The following is a 21100-nucleotide window of genomic DNA, read 5'->3' as shown; positions in this document are numbered from 1 at the left end:
TTTGGCGGAAAATGCAACCTTTTCGACTGCAAGAGGGCCGGGACCGGGCTAGGTTCGGAGCCCAAAATAGGGAGGAATCGCCTTGAACATCCCGAGCATCGATTTCGATCTGGGCGAAGACATCAGCCTGTTGCGCGACACCGTTCGTTCGTTCGTTGAGGCGGAGATCACCCCGCGTGCCGCCGAGATCGAGAAGGCAAACCTGTTCCCGGCGGATCTCTGGAAGCGGCTGGGCGACCTCGGCCTGCTCGGCATGACCGCGCCCGAGCAATATGGCGGCTCCAACATGGGCTATCTCGCCCATATCGTCGCCATGGAGGAGATCTCGCGCGGCTCGGCGGCCGTGGGCCTCTCCTACGGCGCCCATTCCAATCTGTGCGTCAACCAGATCCGCCGCAATGGCAACGACGCGCAGCGGCAGCGCTATCTGCCGAAGCTGATCTCAGGCGAATATGTCGGTGCGCTCGCGATGTCCGAGCCCGGCGCCGGCTCCGACGTCGTCTCGATGAAGCTGCGCGCGGACAAGCGCGGCGACCGCTACGTGCTCAACGGCTCCAAGATGTGGATCACCAATGGCGGCGACGCCGACGTGCTGGTGGTCTACGCCAAGACCGATCCGGAGGCCGGTCCGCGCGGCATGACCGCCTTCCTCATCGAGAAGGGTTTCAAGGGCTTCACCCACGGCCAGCATCTCGACAAGCTCGGCATGCGCGGCTCCAACACCTACCCGCTGTTCTTCGACGATTGCGAGGTGCCGGAGGAGAATGTGATGGGCAAGGTGGGTGACGGCGTCAAGGTGCTGATGTCCGGCCTCGACTACGAGCGCGCGGTGCTCTCCGGCGGTCCGCTCGGGATCATGGCCGCCTGCATGGATGCGGTGGTGCCCTACATGCACGAGCGCAAGCAGTTCGGCCAGCCGATCGGCGATTTCCAGCTGATGCAGGGCAAGCTCGCCGACATGTATGCGACCTGGCAGGCCACGCGCGCTTATGTCTATGCGGTGGGCCGCGCCTGCGACCGCGCCGACCACGCGCGCACCCTGCGCAAGGACGCGGCGGCCGCGATCCTTTATTCCGCAGAGAAGGCGACCTGGATGGCCGGCGAGGCGATCCAGGCGCTCGGCGGGGTCGGCTACACCTCCGAATTCCCGGTCGGGCGCCTGTGGCGCGATGCAAAGCTCTACGAGATCGGCGCCGGCACCTCCGAGGTTCGGCGCATGCTGATCGGCCGCGAGCTGATGGCCGAGACGGCTTAAGTCCTTCACCGCATTGGAATCACCATGCCGCTTCATTCCAGCATCGATCCGTCTTCATCAGATTTCGCGCGCAATTCCGAGGCCATGCGCGGCCTCGTCGCCGACTTGCGCGAAAAGCTCAGCCAGGTCGCCGGCGGCGGCGGCGAAGCCTCGCGCAAGCGCCACACCGCGCGCGGCAAGATGCTGGCACGTGAGCGCGTCGATCTCCTGGTCGATCCCGGCACCTCGTTCCTGGAGCTGTCGCCGCTCGCGGCCTACGGCCTCTATGGCGGCGATGTGCATTCGGCCAGCGTCATCACGGGGGTGGGCCGCATTTCGGGGCGCGAATGCGTGATCGTCGCCAACGATGCCACCATCAAGGGCGGCACCTATTATCCGATGACGGTGAAGAAGCATCTGCGCGCGCAGGACATTGCGCGGCAGAACAATCTACCCTGCGTCTACATGGTGGATTCCGGCGGCGCCTTCCTGCCGCTGCAGGACGAGATCTTTCCGGACGAGCGGCACTTCGGCCGTATTTTCTACAATCAGGCGCAAATGTCGTCGCAGGGCATTCCGCAGATCGCGATCGTGATGGGCTCCTGCACCGCCGGCGGCGCCTATGTGCCGGCGATGTCGGACGAGAGCATCATCGTGCGCAACCAGGGCACCATCTTCCTCGGCGGCCCGCCGCTGGTGAAGGCCGCGACCGGCGAGGTCGTAAGCGCGGAGGAACTCGGCGGCGCCGACGTGCATTCGCGGCAATCCGGCGTGACCGATCACTACGCCCAGAATGATGCGCATGCGATCGGCATTGCCCGGCGTATCGTCGGCACGCTCAAGCCTTCCGCCCGGCCGAACCTGAACATGCATCCGCCGCGTGATCCGCTGTTCGCGGCGGAGGAAATCTACGGCGTGGTGCCGGTCGACGGCCGCAAGCCGTTCGACGTGCGCGACATCATCGCGCGCATCGTCGACGGCTCGGAGTTCGACGAGTTCAAAAAGCTCTATGGCACGACGCTGGTGTGCGGCTTCGCCCATATCTGGGGCTATCCGGTCGGTATCATCGCCAACAACGGCATTCTGTTCAGCGAGAGCTCGCTGAAGGGCGCGCATTTCATCGAGCTGTGCTGCCAGCGCGGCATTCCGCTGGTGTTCCTGCAGAACATCACCGGCTTCATGGTCGGCAAAAAGTACGAGGCCGGCGGCATCGCGCGCGACGGCGCCAAGCTGGTGACCGCGGTCGCGACCGCCTCGGTGCCGAAATTCACCGTCGTGATCGGCGGCTCCTACGGCGCCGGCAATTACGGCATGTGCGGCCGCGCCTACGCGCCGCGGTTCCTGTGGATGTGGCCGAACGCGCGCATCTCGGTGATGGGCGGCGAGCAGGCCTCGATGGTGCTGAGCCAGGTCCGCCGCGACAATATCGAGGCCAAGGGCGACAGCTGGTCCAGGGAAGAGGAGGACAAATTCCGCGAGCCGATCCGCGCGCAATATGAGAGCCAGGGCCATCCCTATTACGCGACCGCGCGTCTCTGGGACGACGGCGTGATCGACCCCGCCGACACGCGCCTCGTGCTCGGCCTCGGCCTCTCGGCCGCGTCGAATGCGCCGATCGAGCCGACCAAATTCGGCCTGTTCAGGATGTGATGTGATGGATAGCTCGAAGCTCTACCGGCGTTTTCACACGCTCCTGATCGCCAATCGCGGCGAGATCGCCTGCCGCGTCATTCGCACCGCGCGCGCCATGGGCCTGCGCACGGTCGCGATCTATTCCGAGGCCGATCGCGAGGCGATGCATGTCGCGCTCGCGGACGAAGCCGTGCTGCTCGGGCCCGCCCCGGCCCGCGACAGCTATCTCAATATCGAGCGCTTGATCGAGGCCGCACGCAAGACCGGCGCGGAGGCCGTGCATCCCGGCTACGGCTTCCTCTCCGAGAATGCCGAGTTCGCGCAGGCCTGCCTCGATGCCGGCCTCGTCTTCGTCGGGCCGACCGCCGAGATGATGAATGCGATGGGCTCGAAGTCCGGCTCGAAGGCGCTGATGGAAAAGGCCGGCGTGCCGCTGGTGCCCGGCTATCACGGCGAGGCCCAGGACGAGGCGACGCTTGCCAAGGCGGCGGACAAGATCGGCTTTCCCGTGCTGGTGAAGGCTTCCGCCGGCGGCGGTGGGCGCGGCATGCGCATCGTGCGGTCCGCCGATGAGTTGGCACCCGCGATCGTCAGCGCCAAGCGCGAGGCCAAGGCCGCGTTCGGCGACGACCGCATGCTGATTGAAAAGTATGTCGACAATCCCCGGCATATCGAGGTGCAGATCATCGGCGACAGCCACGGCAATCTGCTCTCGCTGTTCGAGCGCGAATGCACCTTGCAGCGCCGGCACCAGAAGGTGATCGAGGAGGCGCCGTCGCCGACGCTGAACGCTGCCCAGCGCGAGACGGTCTGCGCCGCCGCGCGCAAGGCGGCGGGTGCGGTCAACTATGTCGGCGCCGGCACGATCGAGTTCGTCTCCGACGGCAAGGACGTGTTCTTCATCGAGATGAACACGCGCTTGCAGGTCGAGCATCCCGTGACCGAGCTGATATCAGGCATCGACCTCGTCGAGTGGCAGCTGCGCGTCGCCTTCGGCGAGGCGCTGCCGCTGAGGCAGCACGAGATCAGGCTCAACGGCCATGCCGTCGAGGCGCGCGTCTACGCTGAGAACCCGACCAAGAACTTCATGCCGTCGGTCGGCAGGATCTCGACCTGGCGGCTGCCGGCGGAAACCGGGGGCTTGCGCATCGATGCCGGCTATCGCGAGGGCGATACGGTCTCGCCGCATTATGACGCCATGCTCGCCAAGGTGATCGCGTGGGCGCCGACGCGGGACGTCGCGATCGAGCGGCTGAACCGCGGGCTGGAAGAGACCGACGTCCGCGGCATCGTCACCAACATCCCGTTCCTGTCGGCGCTGATGACGCATCCGAAGGTGCGGGCGAATGCGATCGACACCGGCTTCATCGAGCGCGAGCTGGCCGTGCTGACCGCCGCCGCGCCGGCGCCTGGAGAGCTTGAGCTCTGCGCCGCGGTCGCCGCAATTGTCAACGAGGAGCGGCAGACGGCGCAGGCGGTAGCGAATTCTCCGTGGCAGACCTTTGGCTGGCAGCCGGTCGGCCGCCGCCAGCGCGGCTTTGCGTTCCGTGTCGGCCATGGTCCGGAGCAGAAGATCACGCTGAACTACGGCAGCGGACCGTCGACGCTGGTGATCGGCGAGCGCGAGCTGGCGTTTACGATCGCGGCGAAGGACGGCGGCTTCGATCTGACGCTCGACGGCGTCAAATCACCGGTTGCGGCTGTGATCGACGGCCATGAGCTGTACCTGCGCACGCGCAACGGCCGCTTCGACCTGCATTGGATCGATCCGTTCGGCGGCGAGAGCGAGGAGCATGTGGGCGAGGACAAGATCGCAGCGCCCTTGCCCGGCACGGTGGTTGCCGTGCTGGCCGAGGAGGGGGCCAAGCTGGAGAAGGGCGCGCCGATCCTCACGCTGGAAGTGATGAAGATGGAGCAGACGCTGCGCGCGCCCTATGCCGGCGTGCTTAAATCCATCAAGTGCAAGGTCGGCGACATCGTGCAGGAGGGCGTCGAGCTCGCTCTGGTCGAACCTTCAGGGGAATGAGATGAGCGATCCTGTCCGCATCATCGAAATGGGGCCGCGCGACGGCCTTCAGAACGAGAAGACGCCCGTCAGCGTCGAGGCCCGCATCGCCTTCATCGAGGCGCTCGTGGCGGCCGGGCTGCACACCGTGGAGGTCGGCGCCTTCGTCTCGCCCAAGGCGATCCCGCAGATGGCAAGCTCGGATGCGGTGCTGCGCGGCGTCGCCCATGTGAAGGACGCCGAGTTCCACGTGCTGGTGCCGAACGAGAAGGGCTATGACGCCGCGCGTGCCGCGGGCGCCAAAGTGGTCTCCGTGTTCGCGGCGGCCTCCGAAGGGTTTTCCCGGGCAAACATCAACTGCACGATTGCGGAGTCCGTCGAGCGCTTCAAGCCTGTGCTGGCGCGCGCTAGGGCCGATGGCGTCAAGGTGCGCGGCTATATCTCCTGCGTGCTGGGCTGCCCGTTCGATGGCGAGATCAAGCCGAAAGCGGTGGCCGATCTCGCGAGCACGCTCTGGGATCTCGGGTGCTATGAGATCTCGCTCGGCGACACCATCGGTGTCGGCACGCCTGACAAGGCGAAGGAGATGCTGCGCGCGGTTGCCGTCAACATCCCGCCGGCCAGGCTCGCGATGCATTTTCACGACACTTACGGCCAGGCGCTCGCCAACCTCTATGCGGGCCTGGAGGAGGGCGTCCACGTCATCGACGCCGCCGCCGGCGGGCTCGGCGGCTGCCCCTATGCGCCGGGTGCGACCGGCAATGTTGCGACCGAGGATGTCGTCTACATGCTGGAGGGCATGGGCGTCAGGACGGGTGTCGATATGGCGAAGCTGCTGGCGGCGACGAACGAGATGAGCATCGTGCTAGGCAAGCCGCCCGTGAGCCGCGTGGCGTCCGCGCTGAACGCCAAGAAGAAGCGTGCGGCTTCGTAGGGTGGGTTAGACCAGCGGCCGCGCAAAGCGCGGTTGCTGGGCGTAACCCACCTTTTTACGTTTCCGCCGAGACGAACGGCGGTGGGTTACGCCTTCCGACTGCGCTTCGCGCAGCCGCAAGGCTAACCCACCCTACAAAGCGTGCCCTAAGCCGCCTTCAGCCCGACATCCGGCAAACGCGGCCGGTTCTTGAGCGCCTTGGCCATCATGGCTTCGACCTCGGCCTTTTCCTGCGGCAGCAACGCCAGGCGCGGCGGGCGGGTCAGCGCGGTGCCGCGGCCCATGATGTGCTCGCACAGCTTGATGCACTGGACGAGGTCCGGGCGGGCATCGAGGTGCAGGAGCGGCATGAACCATTCGTAGAGCGGCATCGCCTCGGCCAAGCGCCCGGCCTTGGCGAGGCGGAACAGCGTCTCGCCTTCGCGCGGGAAGGCGTTGGACATGCCGGAGACCCAGCCGACGGCGCCCATGGCGACGCTCTCGACGATGACGTCGTCGAGGCCCGCGAACAGCACGAAGCGGTCGCCGACCATGTTGCGGGTGTCGATGAAGCGCCGCGTGTCGCCAGAGGAATCCTTGAAGCAGACCACGGTCTCGACGTCGGCGAGCGAGGCGAGGATGTCTGGCGTAACGTCGTTCTTGTAGATCGGCGGGTTGTTGTAGAGCATCACCGGCAGGTCGGTCGCAGAGGCGACGGCGCGGAAATGCGCGGCGGTCTCGTGCGGCTTGGAGGAATAGACCAGCGCCGGCATCACCATGACGCCGTCGATGCCGACGCGTGCGGCCTCCTTCGCGGTTTCCACCGCAAACGCGGTGGTGAATTCGGCGATGCCGCACAGCACGGGCACGCGGCCCTTCGCGACCGACTTCGCGGCCTCCATGATCGCGACCTTCTCCTTGCGCTCCAGCGAGGTGTTCTCGCCGACCGAGCCGCAGACGATCAGGCCGGAGACGCCGTCGCGGATCAAACCGTCCATCACCTTGGCGGTCGCGTCGATGTCGAGCGAGAGATCGTCATGGAATTGGGTGGTGACAGCCGGGAAGACGCCTTCCCAGGCAACGCGGCGGCTCATGGTTTGACTCCAGGTGAATATGCCGGCGGGGGGCTGGAGCCGCCGGCTCTTGTGAAAAGGATGGCGGATGGGATCAGAGCGTCGCGCCGACCTTGCGCAGCTCGGCGAGGACGGGGGCCTTGGGCAGCCAGATCTTGTCGAACTCGGCAATGACGGCCTCGGTGTCCTTGGCGTCGACCTGGCGGATCGGGATCGGCGCCTTCTTGAAGTTCTCGATCAGCGTAGGCTCGTTGCCGGCGAGCTCGTCGATCTGCGCGTCCAGCGTCGTCTTGATCGTCTTGGTGATCAGCTCGCGGTCGGCGGCGGGCAGCGATTGCCAGACGCGGCCGGAGACGACGGCGGCCATCGGCATGAAGACGGCGTTCATCTGCAGGATCACCTTCGACACCTTGTCGAAGCGCTGGTTCCAGGAGAATTCGAGATCGGCCTCGAGGCCGTCGACCTGGCCGTTGGCCATGGCGTCGAACACCTGCGGCGTCGGGATCGGCGTCGGTGCTGCGCCCAGCGAGGAATAGAAATCGCGGTAGACCGGCGTCGGGTTGATGCGCAGCTTCATGCCCTTGATGTCGGCCAGCGAATTCAGGTCCTTGGAGGAGAACACCGCGCGCATGCCGGTGATGCCCCAGCCGAGCCCGATCGTGCCGGTCTCCTGCGGCAGCACCTCGAACAGCTTCACCGCCGCCGGATGCCGCACGAACTTCGCCACCGCCGGCGTCGAGCGCACGATGTAGGGCGCGTTGATCGCGGCGATGTGCGGCACGCGCGAGCCGAGCTCGGCGGCCTGGATGAAGCCCATGTCGAGTGCGCCGGACTGCAATTGCTGCATCATCGCGGTCTCGTTGCCGAGCTGGCCGGAGTGAAACACGGTCAAGGTCAGACGGCCGTTGGTGGCAGCCTTGAGCTCGTCGCCGAATTTGAGCGCGGCCTTGTTCCACGAATGGCCGTTCGGCGTGATCAGGCCGAGGCGGAATTCCTTGGCCTGGGCGAGCGCCAGCGACGGGGCGAACACCGAGGCGGCGGCACTGGCGGCGAGGAAGCGGCGGCGGGAAAGCGGCATGGTCGGGCTCCTTTCGGATGGGACTATTTGACGATGATCAGCGAGAGCGAGGGATAGAGCGAGAGCAGCACCAGGAGGACGCAGGAGATGACGAAGAAGGGCAGCGTCACCATGAACATTCTGCCGGGCTTGGCGCCGGTGACGGCGGCCGCGACGAAGAAGCAAAGCCCGACCGGCGGCGACAAAAGGCCGAGCACGAGGTTGATCACCACGACGACGCCGAATTGCCGGGGGTCGATGTGATAGATCTCGGTGGCGACCGGCAGCAGGATCGGCACCGTCATGATCAGGCCGGGAATGCCGTCGATGACCGTGCCGATCACCAGCAGGATGACGTTGCAGATCAGCATGAAGCTGACCGGGTCCTTGGCGACGGTCTGGATCCAGGCGGCGGTCTCCTGCGGCACCTTGCCGAAGATCAGCACCCAGGAGAACACAGCGGCGGCCGCCACCAGGAACAGCACGATCGCCGAATAGATCGCGCTGCGCAGCATCATCTGCGGCAGCTGCGAGAACTCGAACTCCTTGGTCCAGAACTTTCCGACCAGAGCCGCGGCGACGGCGCCTACGGCCGCCGATTCCGTCGCATTGGCGAGGCCGCCGAGGATGGTGCCGACGATGACGATCGGGATCAGCAGCGTCGGCGAGGTCCGCAGGATGGTCATGACGCGCTGGCGCGGCGTCTGATAGTCCGCGCGTGGATAGTTGTAGATGTAGCCCATCAGCGCGATGACGAGGCAGAACATCACGGTGAGGATGACGCCCGGGACGATGCCGGCGATCAGCATGTCGCTGACCGAGACCTGCGCCAGCACGCTGTAGACCACGAACATCACCGAGGGCGGAATGATCGGGCCGAGCATCCCGCCATAGGCGGTGAGGCCCGCAGCGAAGGTCTTGTCGTAGCCCTTCTTCTCCATCTCCGGGACCATGATCTGCGCCATGATCGCGACCTGCGCGGTCGCCGATCCCAGGATGGACGAGATGAACATGTTGGCGAGGATGTTGACATAGGCGAGCCCGCCCTTGAGCGAGCCGACGAAGGCCATCGCCATGTCGACGATGCGCCGCGTGATGCCGCCGCCATTCATGATCTCGCCGATCAGGATGAACAGCGGGATCGCGATCAGGCCGTAGCTGTCGACGCCGCCGAACAGCTGCAGCGGATAGGACTGGAACAGCACCGGGTTGCCGGACGCCGCGATATAGACGAGTCCAGCGAGGCAGAGGCAGAGGCCGATCGGCACACCGACCAACATGAACGCCATGAAGGCTGCTGACGTGATCATCAATTGACCCCGTCGAGCTCGGAGAGCTGGAAGCCCTTCGGCGGCGTGCGCGGGACCAGCTCGAGATCTTCCAGCAGGTTGGCGAGACCATGAACGGTCATCGACACCGCGAAGATCGGCAGCGTCAGATAGAGCACCCAGGTCGGCCAGTTCAGCGTCTGCGTGCGCTCAGTGTAGAGGAAGTTGAAGGTGTCGGCGGCCAGCTTGCGCCCGTCGAATCCTGCGCGGGCGAGGCCGACCGGGTCCATCCAGAGCACGCAGGTGGCGATCAGCGCGACGCCGAACACCACGACGAGGCCAGTCGAGATCACTTTTGCAAATTTCTGGTGCTGAGCGGACAGTCGCTCCGTCAGCATGGTTACCGCAAAATCGAGTCGCAGCCGCGTCATCGCGGACGCTCCGATGAAGGTCAGCCAGACCACGCAATAAACGGCGGATTCATCGATCCAGTAGATCGGGAAGTGCGAGTAGCGGGTGACGACGTTCACCAGGATCAGGCCGGTAAGCAGGTACATCAGGCCCATCAGCGCGAGCCGCTCGCAGGCGAGCAGGGCACTCGACATCCGGACGATCATGCGTCGGAGGCTGAGTGCGCGCGTGGCCGGCATGGTCTGCTCGATCATGAAAGAGGCCCCGACCCCCAAGATTTGTCGTGCGACTGCCAAATGTATAATTTATACATCTTGGGAGTCAAACGGAGTTTGCGGTCATTTCGGCGGCAGGGGGCGCGTTTGCTGGGCACTTTGCTCGTGATGCCCGGCTTTTGCCGGGCAGCTCGACATGCAAGACAGGGACCGCGTCGGCCGCACGAGTCGGGAAGGACAACGGACGATCAGATGAAACAGCCTCTGAAGCATCGCACCCTGTCGGCTGCGATCGTCGACCAGCTCCGCCAGGCGATCCTCGACGGCACCTATCCGGCCGGATCGCAGCTGCGCCAGGACGCGCTTGGCGAGGCCTATGGCGTCAGCCGCATTCCCGTGCGCGAGGCGCTGTTCCAGCTCGAGGCGGAAGGCCTGGTGCGGATCGTGCCGCAGAAGGGTGCCATCGTCTCGGAGCTGTCGCTGGACGAAATCAACGACGTCTTCGACCTGCGCCGCATCCTGGAGCCCCGCCTGCTAGCGGAGTCGGCGCCGCGTTTCACCCCGGACGATTTCGACGGGCTCGACGACATCCACCGGCGCTTCGAGAAAGCGATCAAGGCGCGCAACGTCAGTGAGTGGGGCCAGCTCAACGCCGACTTCCACATGGCGCTCTACGTCCACGCCCCGCAGCCGCGCACACGCGCGATCGTGTTGTCGCTGCTGCAGACCAGCGACCGCTACACGCGGCTACAGCTCTCCAACACCAAGGCGATGGGCATTGCCGAGAAGGAGCATGCCCAACTGATCGCGCTCTGCCGTGCGCAGAAGGTCGACGAGGCCTGCCGTTTCCTGGAGCGGCACATCGAGGCGGTGCGCAAGGACCTGTTGCAGGTGGTGGCGAGCGCGCCGAAGTCGCGGCGGAAGGAGAATTCGTAGGGTGGGTTAGCCCTGCAGATGCGCGACGCGCATCTGCAGGGCGTAACCCACCACTGTGCGCTTAAGCGGAAACAGAAGAGAGGTGGGGTACGCCCAGCGACTGCGCTTTGCGCAGCCGCTGGTCTAACCCACCCTACGGCAGTTGCGATTGTCGCTACCTGCTCCCGTCCGGTCCCATCACGAGGTCCGGCAGCCAGGTCGAGATGCCCGGCACCAGGCACAACAGCAGCACTGCGAGCATCATCAAGAGCACGAAGGGCAGCGTGCCCCAGATCACCTCGCGCAGGGGAATATCGGGCGCGACGTTGCGGATGACGAAGATGTTGAGGCCGACCGGCGGATGGATCAGCCCCATCTCCATCACAATGGTCATGACGACGCCGAACCAGATGATGTCGAAATTGGCGGCGCGGAGTGGCGGCAGGATGATCGGTGCCGTCATCAGGATGATCGAGACCGGCGGCAGGAAGAAGCCGAGCACGACGACCATGACGAGGATCGCAAACAGCAGCTCCCAGCGCGGCAGGTGCATCGCGACGATGGATTCGGCGACCGATTGCGAGATGTGCAGATAGCTCATGACGTAAGAATAGAGCAGCGACATGCCGATGATCATCATCAGCATGGTCGATTCCCGGATCGTCGACTTCATGATCGGCGCGAGGTCGCTCGGGCGCCACACACTGTAGATCGCGGCGATCAGCGCCAGCGCGAGGAGGCCGCCGAGGCCGGCGGTCTCCGACGGCGTGGCGTAGCCGCCATAGAGCGCGATCATGACGCCGGTGAGCAGCAACACGAAGGGGATCACACGCGGCAGCACGCTGAAGCGTTCGGCAAGCGTATACTCGTCGCGGGTCAGGATCGCAGCCTCCGGGCCGCCATCCTTGTAGACCGCTTCGGCCGCCTTGTATTCCTGGCGGAAGCGGATCACGGCATAGGCGCCGAACAGCGTGACCAGCAGCAGGCCGGGCCCGATGCCGGCGAGGAACAGCCGCCCCAGCGACTTTTCGGCGGCGACCGCGAACAGGATCATGGTGATGGAGGGCGGAAGCAGGATGCCGAGTGTGCCACCCGCCGCGATGATGCCAGCGGCGAAGCCGCCGGAATAGCCGCGCTTGCGCATCTCGGGGATACCGGCCGAGCCGATCGCCGAGCAGGTCGCGGGCGAGGAGCCCGCCATCGCCGCGAACAGCGCGCAGGCGAACACGTTGGCGACGCCGAGACCTCCGGGCACGCGATGCAGCCAGGCATGCAGCGCCGAATAAAGATCCTGGCCCGCGCGCGACTTGCCGATCGCGGCGCCCTTCAGGATGAAGAGCGGGATCGACAGGAGCGTAATCGAGGCCATTTCCTCGTAGACGTTCTGCGTCACCGTATCGAGCGAGGCTGAGGGCATGTAGATGCCCATGAACACGACCGCGACCGCGCCGAGCGCGAACGCAATCGGCATCCCTGAGAACATCACCAGCAGCGTCGCAATGCCGTAGGCGAGGCCAATGCCGAAAACGCTCATGACCGCCTGGCTCCGGTGAAGGGCAGCGCAAGCTGCACGAGGATCTGGAGGCAGAGCAGGCTCATCCCGAGTGCCATCAGCGCGTAGGGGATAGCGAGCGGCGGCGACCACATCGAGTTGGAGACCTGGCCGTCGACATAGGCCTCATGGGCCAGGGTCCACGACTTCCAGGTAAAGAAGGCGCAGAACAGGAACGTGGCGGCATCGACCAGCCAGAGGCGAACCTTGTTCGCGAATGGCGACAGCAGGCCGACGAAAGCCTCGATGCCGATATGACCGCGGTTCTGCTGCACATAGGCGGCCGTCATGAAGGTCGCGCCGACCAGGAGGAACACGGCGGCCTCGTCCTGCCAGTAGTTGGCGGCTTTGAACAGCGCGCGGCTGAGCACGCTGTAGCTCAGGATGATGCAGGCCGCGACCAGCGCAATCGCGGCGAACACGACGATGATGCTGTTGAGGACGGCGAGACCGCGATCGATCGCCGCCGCAGGACCGGTCCCTGCGGCAACGCCCGCGCGGTCGTCACGATCCGGAAGCGGACCGTGGCTCATGCCGCGACGTCGACGGCGAGCTTGAGCAGGTTTGCGGCGGTCGCGGTCTTGGCGCTGTAGTCCTTCCACGCGGTGTCGCGGGCGATGTCGCGCCACTTGCCGACGGTCGCGGCATCGAGCACCGAGATCTTGGCGCCGGCCTTCTCGTAGACCTTGGCGACCTCGACGTCGTCGTCCTGCGCGCCCTTGCGGCCAAAGGCTTCGAGCTCGGTGCCGACCGCGAGCAGGATGTCCTGATGATTCTTCGGCAGCTTGTCGAAAATCGTCTTCGACATCATCAGCGGCTCGAGCATGAACCAGTACGAGGTGCCCGCGCCCGAGGTCAGCGACTTTGCGACCTCTTCGAGCCGGAACGAGATCAGGCTGGTGGAGGAGGTGATGCCGGCGTCGCAGGCGCCGGTCTGCATCGCCGCGTAGATTTCGTTCGACGGCACCGACAGCACCGAGGCACCGGCGGTCTGCAGCACCATGTCCATCTCGCGCGAGCCGCCGCGCACCTTCATGCCCTTGGCATCCTCGGGCGCGACGATCGGCTTGGAGCGGCTGGCGACGCCGCCGGCCTGCCAGACCCAGGTAAGCAGGATGATGCCCTTGTCGGCGAGGAAGTCGGTGAGCGCCTTGCCGACGGGCTCCTTCTTCCAGCGCAGGCCCTGGTCGTAGGTGGTCACGAGGCCCGGCATCAAGCCGATATTGGTCTCCGGCACTTCGCCGCCGGCATAGGGCATCGGATAGAGGCTGATATCGAGCGCGCCCTTGCGCATGGCGGAGAACTGCGCGTTGGTCTTGATCAGCGAGGAGTTCGGATAGATCTCGGCGGCAATGTCGCCATTGCTGCGCTTACTCACTTCGGCGGCGAACATGCGGCACAGTCGATCGCGGAAATCGCCCTTGTCGATGGTGCCGCCCGGGAACTGATGCGAGATCTTCAGCGTGGTCGCGGCCTGCGCGGTGCCGGTGCCGAAGCGGAGAATGGCAGGTGCCGCGATGGCGGTCGCGAGCAGATGGCGGCGCGTGAACATGATGTAATCCCCTTGGACTGTTCTTGTTGGTGTGATTTGGGTCGGGTCTTGTCAGACCGGCGTTCGGGCCCATCCTAGCCGGTCTTCCACCCGATATTCTCTCATCTGATAGTTCGAGACCGAACGCCGCGGCAAGTGCCAGCCGTGCTGCGCTGCACACTTCCTGAGTTTCTTGCCGAGTTCTTGCGCGCCGAGGCATTTTTCGAGCGTTGGTGTCCCGGAGGCCTCGCCAAAATTTATCGGCAGCGGCGTAACAACGCCGACCGGCGATCCGTCGAGCTTGAATAGCGGCGTCCGTCGCTGACAAACACCATCTCGAAGGAAAGATGAACCATGACCATTCGCACCCGCATCGCGCTCGGCGTCTCGGCTGCCGCTCTCTCGCTAGGCCTCGCGTTTGCGCCGGCCGCCTTTGCTCAGGACAAGATGGGCAAGGATGAAGGCATGATGAAAAAGGACACGATGTCCAAGGACGGCATGATGAAGAAGGACACCATGTCCAAGGACGGTATGATGAAGAAGGACCACATGTCGAAGGACGGCATGAAGAAAGACGACGGGATGATGAAAAAGAACTGATCCCTGGTCGTCGTCGCGCATGGCCCCATTGGCGGGCCGCGCCCTCTCGCATTCCGGCGGCGGCATTTGCAGCCGCCTCCGGAATGATGGCTCAGTTCAAGTTCAATTGAACGTGACCAGCGAGTTTTACTTGCGCTTCGCCTTGCGGGCGGCGTAGCGCGCATCGCGCTTGGCCTTCTGCTCGGCCTCGAGCGCAGCCTGCCTCTCAGCCGCTTCCTCGGCTTCCCGCGCGATCCGCGCAGCTTCGGCGGCCTTGGCCTCTTCCTCGAGGCGCTTCTGCTCGGCCTTTTCGGCCTCGCGCGCAGCCTTTGCCTCGGCGCGCTTGGCCGCGAGCGCCTCGCGCTCAGCGCGGCGCGCGATCACCGCCGGATCATCGGGGCCCGGCTGCGACTTGAACTTGTTCAAAAGATTCTTGCGGGCGTCCTGAGCCGCCTTTTGCCGGTCTGCAAAGCCGGGTTCCCTGAATCCACTCATCGACGAGCCTTGTCTTCCTCGCTTTCGATCCTACATCGGTGCCTGTTGGTACGTCGGCTGGGCATAGCAGGCGCCACGCGACGCAGAAGCGTGTACATCTTCGCGCGTCGCGAAGCCACCCATAATCGCAGCCGATCAGGTCAACGAAAAATCGCCCCCCGACGATCTCTCGTAGCCCGAAAAAACTGCTGAAATGTGATGTCCCTCATAGGGGAGCACACGGGCGACGCCTAGCGTCCGCCCCGCTACGAGACGGAGCACGGGCATGACGATCTCAAGACCAAGCCTGAAGGCGCTCGCGATTGCCTTTGCCCTGGCGGGCGTGGCCGGCGCCGCGCTGCTGCTGGCTCGTCCGCAGCCCATTGAAAGTGCAGTGCTGGGAGCGGATTGGGAGTGCACCCAGACCGCGTTCGTGCTCACGAGTTGCGCACCGCGGGTCCAGCAGGCGATCCCTGCGGTCGAAACCTCGCGCAGGGATCCGGTCCCGCCGACCCGAGGCTGACCAGGATGTGACGCGACGCCGCAGAGGTGGTAAAGCCAGCGCGCCAGCGTGACCGGGCGGCCATGTCGAAGCCAGAGTCCAGATCCGAACCGGGCGAGGAGCCCCATCCTCGACCGAACCGTCAGCCCAAGCTGCCGTCCAAACCTCCGTCCGGCGGCGATCGCCGCGGCGCGCTCGCAGGATTGATCATCGCGGTCGTGATCCTCGGCGTCGGCTGGTGGCTTGCCCGGGATCTGACGGCAGCCAGCAAGATGCAGGATTGCCTGATGTCCGGGCGAAGCAATTGCAACGTGATCGAGCCGGCGCGCTAGGCACGCTCCAGCACGGCCTATGGGGCTGAAAAAAATGCCCTGGTCTTAATCATTTGTAACGGGACTTAGCCGATCAAGCAGGGCAGTGATTTCGGCCGGCATCAGCCCGGCGCGCGGCGATTCGTCGATCACGCCCCGGACTCATGGCCATTGAGAGAGCAGGGGGCGAGCACGCATGAGTGCGTCGAAACGCATCAAGATCATCATTCCCGCGGTTTCCGCCATCTCGTTGCTCGCGCTGTCGGCGCAAGCGCAAGAGGCCAGGCCGCCGAAAGACGGCATCGCACCGCCGGCCGGGCCGGCTGCAGGTGCGCCGCCACAGGCCAATCCGACCACGCGCAAGGGCCCTCCGCCGCAGCAGGCGACCCGGCCTGCGCAGCCCGGCGGTCAGCCCCATGCGGGTCACGGTGCCGGCAGCCCGCAGCCCGGACGTCACGTCGCGCGCGGTCCTGCTCCCGCACGTGATTGGGGTGGACACACCTATCGCGGCAATCTTGCGTGGGAGGGTGGGCGCTGGCGCCACGACGTCCGCCATGGCCGATCCGGCTGGTGGTGGGACGTTGGCGGCGTCTGGTATTATTATCCGCAGCGTATGGCCGGCCCGCCCGCCTACATCTCAGATGACTATATCGACGACGTGCCGGTGGCCTACGCCCCGCCTCCGGTGGCCTATGCGCCGCCACCTCCGCCGCCGCCACCGGCTGATCCCGGCGCCAGCGCGCTTGGTGGCGCTATCGTCGGTGGCCTGCTGGGCGGACTGATCTCGGGCAATGCGACCGGGGCCGCCGCTGGCGCGGTCCTTGGCGGCGCGACCGGCGCGATCGCCGGCGCGACCGCGGCGTCCCAGCCCGGCTATTACTGGGCGCAGGGCACCTGCTACTACCGCTATCCGAACGGCCAATATGTGCAGGCCGATCCCCGCGCCTGCTATTGAGTTTTCCAGGCCAGATCGACCATGGAGGCGGGCTTCGGCCCGCCTCATCCTTTTGCACGCGGCGGTTGCTTTGAATTAGCTCTGGTGCTCGTCGTCCCCTCACGTCAATTTCAAAGAAAAATGACGGGATGATTCGCAGGGGATGTGGGACATGCTGGATGCCATCCAGATCAGCGCGGCGCTCTGGGCCATGATCGTTTGTGCCGGAATTAAACTCTCGCAGGCGTTGCCCTACCTGCTCTAAGGCGGGATGGGCGGGCAGGCCAATTGCCTTGCTCCGTCAGGACACGAGCCAGTCGAAGAACGCGATCGAGGCCCAGACCAGGCCCGCGATCCAGGCCACCATGACGACGCCGATGGTGCCGAGGTAGGCGACGCCGAGCAGGTCCGCTTGATGTCGCTGCGTCGGGACAATGACTTCAGTTGCTGCTTTGCGCGTCATGACCGGACATCACCCATGAAGCCTGGACACCTGTTTAGCGGAGATGTCGCGGACAGGCTGTGACGTGGTTCACAGATCGGTCCCGAAGGCTGGCGGCGGACCCCGCAATCATACGGACGAAATTGCCACGCGCTCGTCCAGATGGCCGGCTAGAGTCTGCCTCATGTACACCGAGTACGATCCGCAACATGAGGCTGAGGCCGCAATGAAGCGCGCCGCGGAGGCCGAGGGTGCCGACAGGCAACGGCTGATTCAGCTGGCCCTGGCATGGCACGAACTCGCCCGCGATCTGCGCGATGAGCAGGCCGGCCACTCGCATCCAGCGGGGCACAGGCCTTCGGCCCGATAGCGCTGAGATGAGAAAAACCCCGTGCTCGGGGGACAAGCACGGGGTCCTTCAAAGCCGACCGGGGCTGGCGGGTCGGCACCACTCTGTTCGGTGACCCAATGCGCTGATGGCGCATTCGTTCCCGATCGATCCGCAGCGCTGAAATCCATCGAATTGCAGCGATCTTCAACCGCAGGAAGCCATCGTTAACGAATGCTCCGTGACCGAAATCGCGAACGCGATTCGGGCCTCGCGAACGAAGCGGAGTCGGACCGTGAACAAACAAAAAGCCCCCGCAGGGGCTCAGTGTTTTTCACGCGGCTTCCGTCTTCGGGACGGCGTCGGCATTCACCGACAGCTTGACCACGTCGCCTTCGACGGCACCGACATATTTCGTGTCGATGTAGTGGTGGTGGTCCTTGTGACCTTCCGGGCTGTCCTTGCGCGTCAGCTTGATGCGGTTGCCCTCGAGACGATCGACGGTGCCGACATGTGCGCCGTCCTTGCCGATGATTTTCATGTGCTCTCTGATGTCAGCCATGCTGTCCTCCTTGCATAGGGACAACTGCGAAGGCGCCGGTTCGTTGCAGCAGGCATGTTGGACCCGCCGCGTTTTCCGGACGTTGACGCTTGATTGGATCTGTCAAGAAGCGCAATGGAGACCATTCGGGCCTATCTGGAACGCAAGCACGAGGAACTCAGGCTGTTGAACGACGGCCTGAGAAACCCGCTCGATTTGGCGCATCCGTGTTCCGTCGACGACGTCGTCAGGTTCAAATTCCAGATCACGGCGGCGCTCAGGGCGGAGCACGAACTGCAGGAGTGGAAGGCGACGGAGACAGCCTGGTCGCACACGGCCGATCCCGCCAGCGGGCCGTTCGAGTTCAGCTACGATTACCAGCGGGCCGATCTCACGGTCCGCGGCCCGTCATTCTACGAGCTCGACGAGGCCTGCACGAGCACGGCGATCTACACCGCCTCGGGGATGGCGGCGATTTCCGCAGTGCTGCTTGCTTGCGCGCGGATCGTCGTGAAGGCCGATATCCTGGTGCTGCTAGGCTCCTATGGCGAGACGCTGGAGCTGATCCGAAACTTCATGCCGCATTTGCGGATCGAGCCCTTGCCGCTGCCGCTCGGTGATGGGCTTGCGCAGGGGAGTTCACCTCGAATCCTGCTGCTGGATTCCTGCTCCGTCGCCGGCGCCATCGAGGCGGTGCTGCGCCGCGACGGCTCGGGCCTCGATCTCCTGGTTTTCGATACGACGTGCTTTGCCGGCAGGTCAGGCCGCGTCAGACGCGTCATGCAGTGGGCCAGGCGACAAGGAATTCCGCTGGTCTTGGTGCGAAGCCATAACAAGCTCGATTCGCTCGGAGCGGAATATGGCCGGCTCGGCTCGGCCGTCTTCGTGCACGGGCCTGAGCATCGGCCGCGGGCAGGGCGCGTTGAATGGATACGTCTCGCGTCCGAAACCCGCAACGCAGTGCGGCTGCTCGGCGGCGCGGCATTGCCGGCCCACTTCCCGCCCTTCGCCGGCAGCGCGGCGTACTGGGCGCTGACCAAGCGGCGCGTGGCTGCGATCTTGCGTAACGGCCGAAGCTCGGCGCGATACTTTGCCGCCGAGATCCCGGCGCTCTCCGCTCAGCTTCGCTTCGCCCACGGGCTGTACGTGACCCTTCGCGGAAGGCGCGCGCTCGACGAGGCGACAGCGCGGCAGTCAGCCGAGGACATGAGCTGCGAATTGCGCCGCAAGGGCTTTCCCATCCGCCACGCCGGCAGCTTCGGCTTCGATTTCGCAGCGACCGAGTGGTTTCACGACGCAACAACGGATCAGTACAGCGTTCGGGTGGCGGTCCCGGACCTGCCGACGGAGGTGTGGGACGATCTCACCGTCGCCATTGCGCGGTGGTGGCGCGGTCATCAGTCCGCCGCTGGCGATACATGAGTTCTGCCGACAGCCCGGCGGGAGGACGGTCGATCAGTCGACCGCCAGGCAATACTCCAGCTGCGGCTTCGCGTGGCCACGGCGCGTCCGGTCCTGAACGGTAAAGGCAGGCGGGCGTTGTCCCGTTGCGGCGCCAACGGTCGAGGCCTGAGCCACAGTGAGGGACCTCGTGATCACATTGGTGTTCACCAGACCTGCGTCGACCGCCAAATACGAGATCGCAACGATCGCGACCGCAGACGCGATCGCCATTCTCGTCAATTCGGATTGCTGCATTCAGAACCTATCGGGCCCTTCTCGCCCGGCGCTTACATAGGGGCGATCGGCGCCGTTCAAAGGCCGGCATATGGTTACCCACGCGTTCGTGAAGAGCGGGGGGAGAGGGGCTGAACAAGCAACGAGCTGGCGATCCCGGCAGGACTGATAGAATTCAGCTAATTCAATGGCTTGAGGTCAAGGTTAGGCACTTTTTCGGCCATTGCTTTCCGAGAGAGATTTTCGATGATTGCCTAACCCCACGAGCGCCCGGCGCGCACCTCAGATTAAATTCGCGACGCTCTATCATTTGAGACTCTACGCGAGAGTGTCAGGCTGGACGGTGCCGACCGGCGTGCCGCGTTGAGTATGGTGCGTCGGGCGGTCTCGGTGCGTCTCGGCCCAGCCCCGGAGATGCCCGAGGCCGTTCCGGGCATCATCTCCGCTCTAATACAACCCGCACAACCTAAGAAATCGCGTTTAGGTTGTCGGCAAGAACAAACAGGGGGCGCTGCAGTCGAGGGACGGCCCCGGCCAAGGCTGAAGAGGGGACGTGAGGCCGGGGCCGCTGGAGGTTGCCTGACCTTGGGCAAGCAAGGTCAGGCGGAACGAGCCTATCCAAATGGAGGAGCGTTCCTCTGTTCGCTTCAGCACTGTTCCGTGCAGGAACTTCCAGGGTTGGGATTTCTGGCTTCCAGTCTCGGGTGGAACCGGGCGCGCCTACTTCGGCATCCTGCCCCTGGGGTCCGGCGTTTAGCGTTTCCCCGCGCCACCCGTACTACTCGTGTAAATCCTCACCAGGAGCCATCGATGGTTTTGCGCGACGGAAGCTATATCGACGACTTGATTTATGGTGGTGGTCACGCGGTAACCGTTAAGGTTTGGGACGGCCACGATGACGACAGCGTTGAATGGCGTACGGAGCCGCTATCTGCAATGCCGCGCGAGTGGCTGAGCGAAGTCAAGACCGCCGTTGAAAGTGCTCTCCGTGCCGGCTGAGAAGGCTGAGCGCAAAGCAGTCGCAGGGAGCCTTCTTTCGCAGTGGTGGACGCTGGGAGCCCTGACCCGCGATAAGAGGGTGCGCTCGCGACACTATAGGGCTGCCTGGGTCATTCTCGACAGGTACATGCAGGGCCGTGGCAAGGGACGCGCCTCAGTACGCTATATCGCTCATGCCACCGGCCTCGCCCAGCGCGCTGCTGTTGCCGCTTGCCGAGAGTTGACCGACTGGGGATACACACAGCGTATCGTTGGAAGCGGTTCTCGACCGTCCGAATACATGCCCAACTGGTAACAACTGCTCCCACCACCACCCGCAAGGTCGATTTTGCGGCGATTTGCGGTACCCACGAGGACAGCACTATTGGTACCCACGTGGGGTGCACAAATCCGCTTAGCGATACCCACGGGTGTCACGAATCCGACTTACCTCTAACCGGCGTAGAAGCCGAGTTAGGGGTAAGTAAATCAGTATCCGCCAGCGGGCCGAACGCTGAGGCGCCGGCC

Annotated in this window: 23 protein-coding genes; 12 read left to right on the top strand and 11 right to left on the bottom strand. The window is 64.8% G+C overall.

All coding sequences use genetic code 11. The features are described from left to right. The first annotated feature begins 82 nt into the window (after nt 1-82). From HZZ16_RS25670 to HZZ16_RS25655, 4 genes are read left to right on the top strand one after another with little or no spacing between them, the layout of a single operon-like run. A complete protein-coding gene (locus HZZ16_RS25670) occupies nt 83-1255 on the top strand; it encodes an isovaleryl-CoA dehydrogenase (RefSeq protein WP_197952644.1) in 1173 nt (390 codons plus the stop codon). A 24-nt stretch (nt 1256-1279) separates the two neighbouring features. Beyond that, complete coding sequence (locus HZZ16_RS25665) at nt 1280-2884, top strand: carboxyl transferase domain-containing protein (protein ID WP_197952643.1); 1605 nt, start codon at nt 1280-1282, stop codon at nt 2882-2884. A 4-nt stretch (nt 2885-2888) separates the two neighbouring features. Continuing rightward, nucleotides 2889-4892 (top strand): acetyl/propionyl/methylcrotonyl-CoA carboxylase subunit alpha, encoded by a 2004-nt coding sequence (locus HZZ16_RS25660; RefSeq protein ID WP_197952642.1) that lies wholly within the window; start codon nt 2889-2891, stop codon nt 4890-4892. 1 nt (nt 4893) lies between these two features. Next, nucleotides 4894-5805, top strand: a complete 912-nt coding sequence (locus tag HZZ16_RS25655; protein WP_197952641.1) for a hydroxymethylglutaryl-CoA lyase — start codon at nt 4894-4896, stop codon at nt 5803-5805. 146 nt (nt 5806-5951) lie between these two features. Here HZZ16_RS25655 and HZZ16_RS25650 read toward each other — a convergent pair whose 3' ends face one another. The 4 genes from HZZ16_RS25650 to HZZ16_RS25635 form a co-directional block, all read right to left on the bottom strand. Then, on the bottom strand, nt 5952-6878 hold the full coding sequence (locus HZZ16_RS25650; RefSeq protein WP_197952640.1) for a dihydrodipicolinate synthase family protein: 927 nt from the start codon (nt 6876-6878) through the stop codon (nt 5952-5954). A 73-nt stretch (nt 6879-6951) separates the two neighbouring features. Then, the gene (locus HZZ16_RS25645; protein ID WP_197952639.1) at nt 6952-7935 is read right to left on the bottom strand and encodes a TRAP transporter substrate-binding protein; all 984 of its coding nucleotides are present in this window, start codon (nt 7933-7935) and stop codon (nt 6952-6954) included. A gap of 23 nt (nt 7936-7958) precedes the next feature. Continuing rightward, on the bottom strand, nt 7959-9224 hold the full coding sequence (locus HZZ16_RS25640; protein WP_197952638.1) for a TRAP transporter large permease: 1266 nt from the start codon (nt 9222-9224) through the stop codon (nt 7959-7961). Beyond that, nucleotides 9224-9832, bottom strand: a complete 609-nt coding sequence (locus tag HZZ16_RS25635; RefSeq protein ID WP_197952691.1) for a TRAP transporter small permease — start codon at nt 9830-9832, stop codon at nt 9224-9226. The genes HZZ16_RS25640 and HZZ16_RS25635 overlap by 1 nt, the downstream gene beginning before the upstream one ends. 228 nt (nt 9833-10060) lie before the next feature. Between HZZ16_RS25635 and HZZ16_RS25630 the strand changes: the two genes are divergently transcribed. Further along, nucleotides 10061-10744, top strand: a complete 684-nt coding sequence (locus tag HZZ16_RS25630; RefSeq protein WP_197952637.1) for a GntR family transcriptional regulator — start codon at nt 10061-10063, stop codon at nt 10742-10744. A 154-nt stretch (nt 10745-10898) separates the two neighbouring features. Here HZZ16_RS25630 and HZZ16_RS25625 read toward each other — a convergent pair whose 3' ends face one another. The 3 genes from HZZ16_RS25625 to HZZ16_RS25615 are packed head-to-tail and all read right to left on the bottom strand — an operon-like array spanning nt 10899 to nt 13827. Continuing rightward, complete coding sequence (locus HZZ16_RS25625) at nt 10899-12257, bottom strand: TRAP transporter large permease (RefSeq protein ID WP_197952636.1); 1359 nt, start codon at nt 12255-12257, stop codon at nt 10899-10901. Beyond that, on the bottom strand, nt 12254-12808 hold the full coding sequence (locus tag HZZ16_RS25620; protein WP_197952635.1) for a TRAP transporter small permease: 555 nt from the start codon (nt 12806-12808) through the stop codon (nt 12254-12256). Before HZZ16_RS25620 ends, HZZ16_RS25625 begins: the two co-directional genes overlap by 4 nt. Beyond that, nucleotides 12805-13827: a TRAP transporter substrate-binding protein gene (locus tag HZZ16_RS25615; protein ID WP_197952634.1), complete on the bottom strand. Its 1023-nt coding sequence runs from the start codon at nt 13825-13827 to the stop codon at nt 12805-12807. The genes HZZ16_RS25620 and HZZ16_RS25615 overlap by 4 nt, the downstream gene beginning before the upstream one ends. A gap of 333 nt (nt 13828-14160) precedes the next feature. Here HZZ16_RS25615 and HZZ16_RS25610 point away from each other — a divergent pair, with 333 nt between their 5' ends. Beyond that, nucleotides 14161-14406, top strand: coding sequence for a pentapeptide MXKDX repeat protein (locus HZZ16_RS25610; protein ID WP_197952633.1), 246 nt, complete (start codon nt 14161-14163; stop codon nt 14404-14406). 126 nt (nt 14407-14532) lie between these two features. On the opposite strand, the gene HZZ16_RS25605 is transcribed toward HZZ16_RS25610, so the two are convergent. Continuing rightward, nucleotides 14533-14880: a DUF6481 family protein gene (locus tag HZZ16_RS25605; protein ID WP_197952632.1), complete on the bottom strand. Its 348-nt coding sequence runs from the start codon at nt 14878-14880 to the stop codon at nt 14533-14535. 265 nt (nt 14881-15145) lie between these two features. Between HZZ16_RS25605 and HZZ16_RS25600 the strand changes: the two genes are divergently transcribed. The 3 genes from HZZ16_RS25600 (at nt 15146) to HZZ16_RS25590 (ending at nt 16627) form a co-directional block, all read left to right on the top strand. After that, nucleotides 15146-15382, top strand: a complete 237-nt coding sequence (locus HZZ16_RS25600; RefSeq protein ID WP_197952631.1) for a hypothetical protein — start codon at nt 15146-15148, stop codon at nt 15380-15382. 62 nt (nt 15383-15444) lie between these two features. After that, the gene (locus HZZ16_RS25595) at nt 15445-15693 is read left to right on the top strand and encodes a hypothetical protein (RefSeq protein WP_197952630.1); all 249 of its coding nucleotides are present in this window, start codon (nt 15445-15447) and stop codon (nt 15691-15693) included. A gap of 175 nt (nt 15694-15868) precedes the next feature. Beyond that, a complete protein-coding gene (locus HZZ16_RS25590) occupies nt 15869-16627 on the top strand; it encodes a hypothetical protein (RefSeq protein WP_197952629.1) in 759 nt (252 codons plus the stop codon). 280 nt (nt 16628-16907) lie between these two features. Here the strand turns inward: HZZ16_RS25590 and HZZ16_RS25585 are convergent, their stop codons facing one another. After that, nucleotides 16908-17069 carry a hypothetical protein gene (locus HZZ16_RS25585; protein WP_197952628.1) on the bottom strand — a complete coding sequence of 54 codons (162 nt, stop codon included), beginning with the start codon at nt 17067-17069 and terminating at the stop codon, nt 16908-16910. 163 nt (nt 17070-17232) lie between these two features. Here HZZ16_RS25585 and HZZ16_RS25580 point away from each other — a divergent pair, with 163 nt between their 5' ends. Then, nucleotides 17233-17418, top strand: a complete 186-nt coding sequence (locus tag HZZ16_RS25580) for a hypothetical protein (protein WP_197952627.1) — start codon at nt 17233-17235, stop codon at nt 17416-17418. A gap of 292 nt (nt 17419-17710) precedes the next feature. Here HZZ16_RS25580 and HZZ16_RS25575 read toward each other — a convergent pair whose 3' ends face one another. Beyond that, nucleotides 17711-17938 (bottom strand): DUF2171 domain-containing protein, encoded by a 228-nt coding sequence (locus tag HZZ16_RS25575; protein WP_025036201.1) that lies wholly within the window; start codon nt 17936-17938, stop codon nt 17711-17713. A gap of 114 nt (nt 17939-18052) precedes the next feature. On the opposite strand from HZZ16_RS25575, the gene HZZ16_RS25570 reads away from it, so the two are divergent. After that, complete coding sequence (locus HZZ16_RS25570; protein WP_197952626.1) at nt 18053-19339, top strand: hypothetical protein; 1287 nt, start codon at nt 18053-18055, stop codon at nt 19337-19339. Between the two features lie 33 nt (nt 19340-19372). On the opposite strand, the gene HZZ16_RS25565 is transcribed toward HZZ16_RS25570, so the two are convergent. Continuing rightward, the gene (locus HZZ16_RS25565; RefSeq protein WP_197952625.1) at nt 19373-19615 is read right to left on the bottom strand and encodes a hypothetical protein; all 243 of its coding nucleotides are present in this window, start codon (nt 19613-19615) and stop codon (nt 19373-19375) included. A gap of 789 nt (nt 19616-20404) precedes the next feature. Between HZZ16_RS25565 and HZZ16_RS25560 the strand changes: the two genes are divergently transcribed. After that, nucleotides 20405-20593: a hypothetical protein gene (locus tag HZZ16_RS25560; protein WP_197952624.1), complete on the top strand. Its 189-nt coding sequence runs from the start codon at nt 20405-20407 to the stop codon at nt 20591-20593. Nucleotides 20594-21100 lie beyond the last annotated feature (507 nt).

The organism is Bradyrhizobium glycinis, assembly GCF_016031655.1.
In the GTDB taxonomy this organism is placed as follows: Bacteria; Pseudomonadota; Alphaproteobacteria; order Rhizobiales; family Xanthobacteraceae; genus Bradyrhizobium; species Bradyrhizobium glycinis.
This window is presented reverse-complemented; position numbering and strand designations above follow the sequence as displayed.

Excerpts from the sequence above, each read along its gene's own strand:
- HZZ16_RS25665 (WP_197952643.1), top strand. The coding sequence starts at position 1,280 with ATGCCGCTTCATTCCAGCATCGATCCGTCTTCATCAGATTTCGCGCGC.
- HZZ16_RS25660 (WP_197952642.1), top strand. The coding sequence starts at position 2,889 with ATGGATAGCTCGAAGCTCTACCGGCGTTTTCACACGCTCCTGATCGCC.
- HZZ16_RS25655 (WP_197952641.1), top strand. The coding sequence starts at position 4,894 with ATGAGCGATCCTGTCCGCATCATCGAAATGGGGCCGCGCGACGGCCTT.
- HZZ16_RS25650 (WP_197952640.1), bottom strand. The coding sequence starts at position 6,878 with ATGAGCCGCCGCGTTGCCTGGGAAGGCGTCTTCCCGGCTGTCACCACC.
- HZZ16_RS25645 (WP_197952639.1), bottom strand. The coding sequence starts at position 7,935 with ATGCCGCTTTCCCGCCGCCGCTTCCTCGCCGCCAGTGCCGCCGCCTCG.
- HZZ16_RS25640 (WP_197952638.1), bottom strand. The coding sequence starts at position 9,224 with ATGATCACGTCAGCAGCCTTCATGGCGTTCATGTTGGTCGGTGTGCCG.
- HZZ16_RS25635 (WP_197952691.1), bottom strand. The coding sequence starts at position 9,832 with ATGCCGGCCACGCGCGCACTCAGCCTCCGACGCATGATCGTCCGGATG.
- HZZ16_RS25630 (WP_197952637.1), top strand. The coding sequence starts at position 10,061 with ATGAAACAGCCTCTGAAGCATCGCACCCTGTCGGCTGCGATCGTCGAC.
- HZZ16_RS25625 (WP_197952636.1), bottom strand. The coding sequence starts at position 12,257 with ATGAGCGTTTTCGGCATTGGCCTCGCCTACGGCATTGCGACGCTGCTG.
- HZZ16_RS25620 (WP_197952635.1), bottom strand. The coding sequence starts at position 12,808 with ATGAGCCACGGTCCGCTTCCGGATCGTGACGACCGCGCGGGCGTTGCC.
- HZZ16_RS25615 (WP_197952634.1), bottom strand. The coding sequence starts at position 13,827 with ATGTTCACGCGCCGCCATCTGCTCGCGACCGCCATCGCGGCACCTGCC.
- HZZ16_RS25610 (WP_197952633.1), top strand. The coding sequence starts at position 14,161 with ATGACCATTCGCACCCGCATCGCGCTCGGCGTCTCGGCTGCCGCTCTC.
- HZZ16_RS25605 (WP_197952632.1), bottom strand. The coding sequence starts at position 14,880 with ATGAGTGGATTCAGGGAACCCGGCTTTGCAGACCGGCAAAAGGCGGCT.
- HZZ16_RS25600 (WP_197952631.1), top strand. The coding sequence starts at position 15,146 with ATGACGATCTCAAGACCAAGCCTGAAGGCGCTCGCGATTGCCTTTGCC.
- HZZ16_RS25595 (WP_197952630.1), top strand. The coding sequence starts at position 15,445 with ATGTCGAAGCCAGAGTCCAGATCCGAACCGGGCGAGGAGCCCCATCCT.
- HZZ16_RS25590 (WP_197952629.1), top strand. The coding sequence starts at position 15,869 with ATGAGTGCGTCGAAACGCATCAAGATCATCATTCCCGCGGTTTCCGCC.
- HZZ16_RS25585 (WP_197952628.1), bottom strand. The coding sequence starts at position 17,069 with ATGACGCGCAAAGCAGCAACTGAAGTCATTGTCCCGACGCAGCGACAT.
- HZZ16_RS25580 (WP_197952627.1), top strand. The coding sequence starts at position 17,233 with ATGTACACCGAGTACGATCCGCAACATGAGGCTGAGGCCGCAATGAAG.
- HZZ16_RS25575 (WP_025036201.1), bottom strand. The coding sequence starts at position 17,938 with ATGGCTGACATCAGAGAGCACATGAAAATCATCGGCAAGGACGGCGCA.
- HZZ16_RS25570 (WP_197952626.1), top strand. The coding sequence starts at position 18,053 with ATGGAGACCATTCGGGCCTATCTGGAACGCAAGCACGAGGAACTCAGG.
- HZZ16_RS25565 (WP_197952625.1), bottom strand. The coding sequence starts at position 19,615 with ATGCAGCAATCCGAATTGACGAGAATGGCGATCGCGTCTGCGGTCGCG.
- HZZ16_RS25560 (WP_197952624.1), top strand. The coding sequence starts at position 20,405 with ATGGTTTTGCGCGACGGAAGCTATATCGACGACTTGATTTATGGTGGT.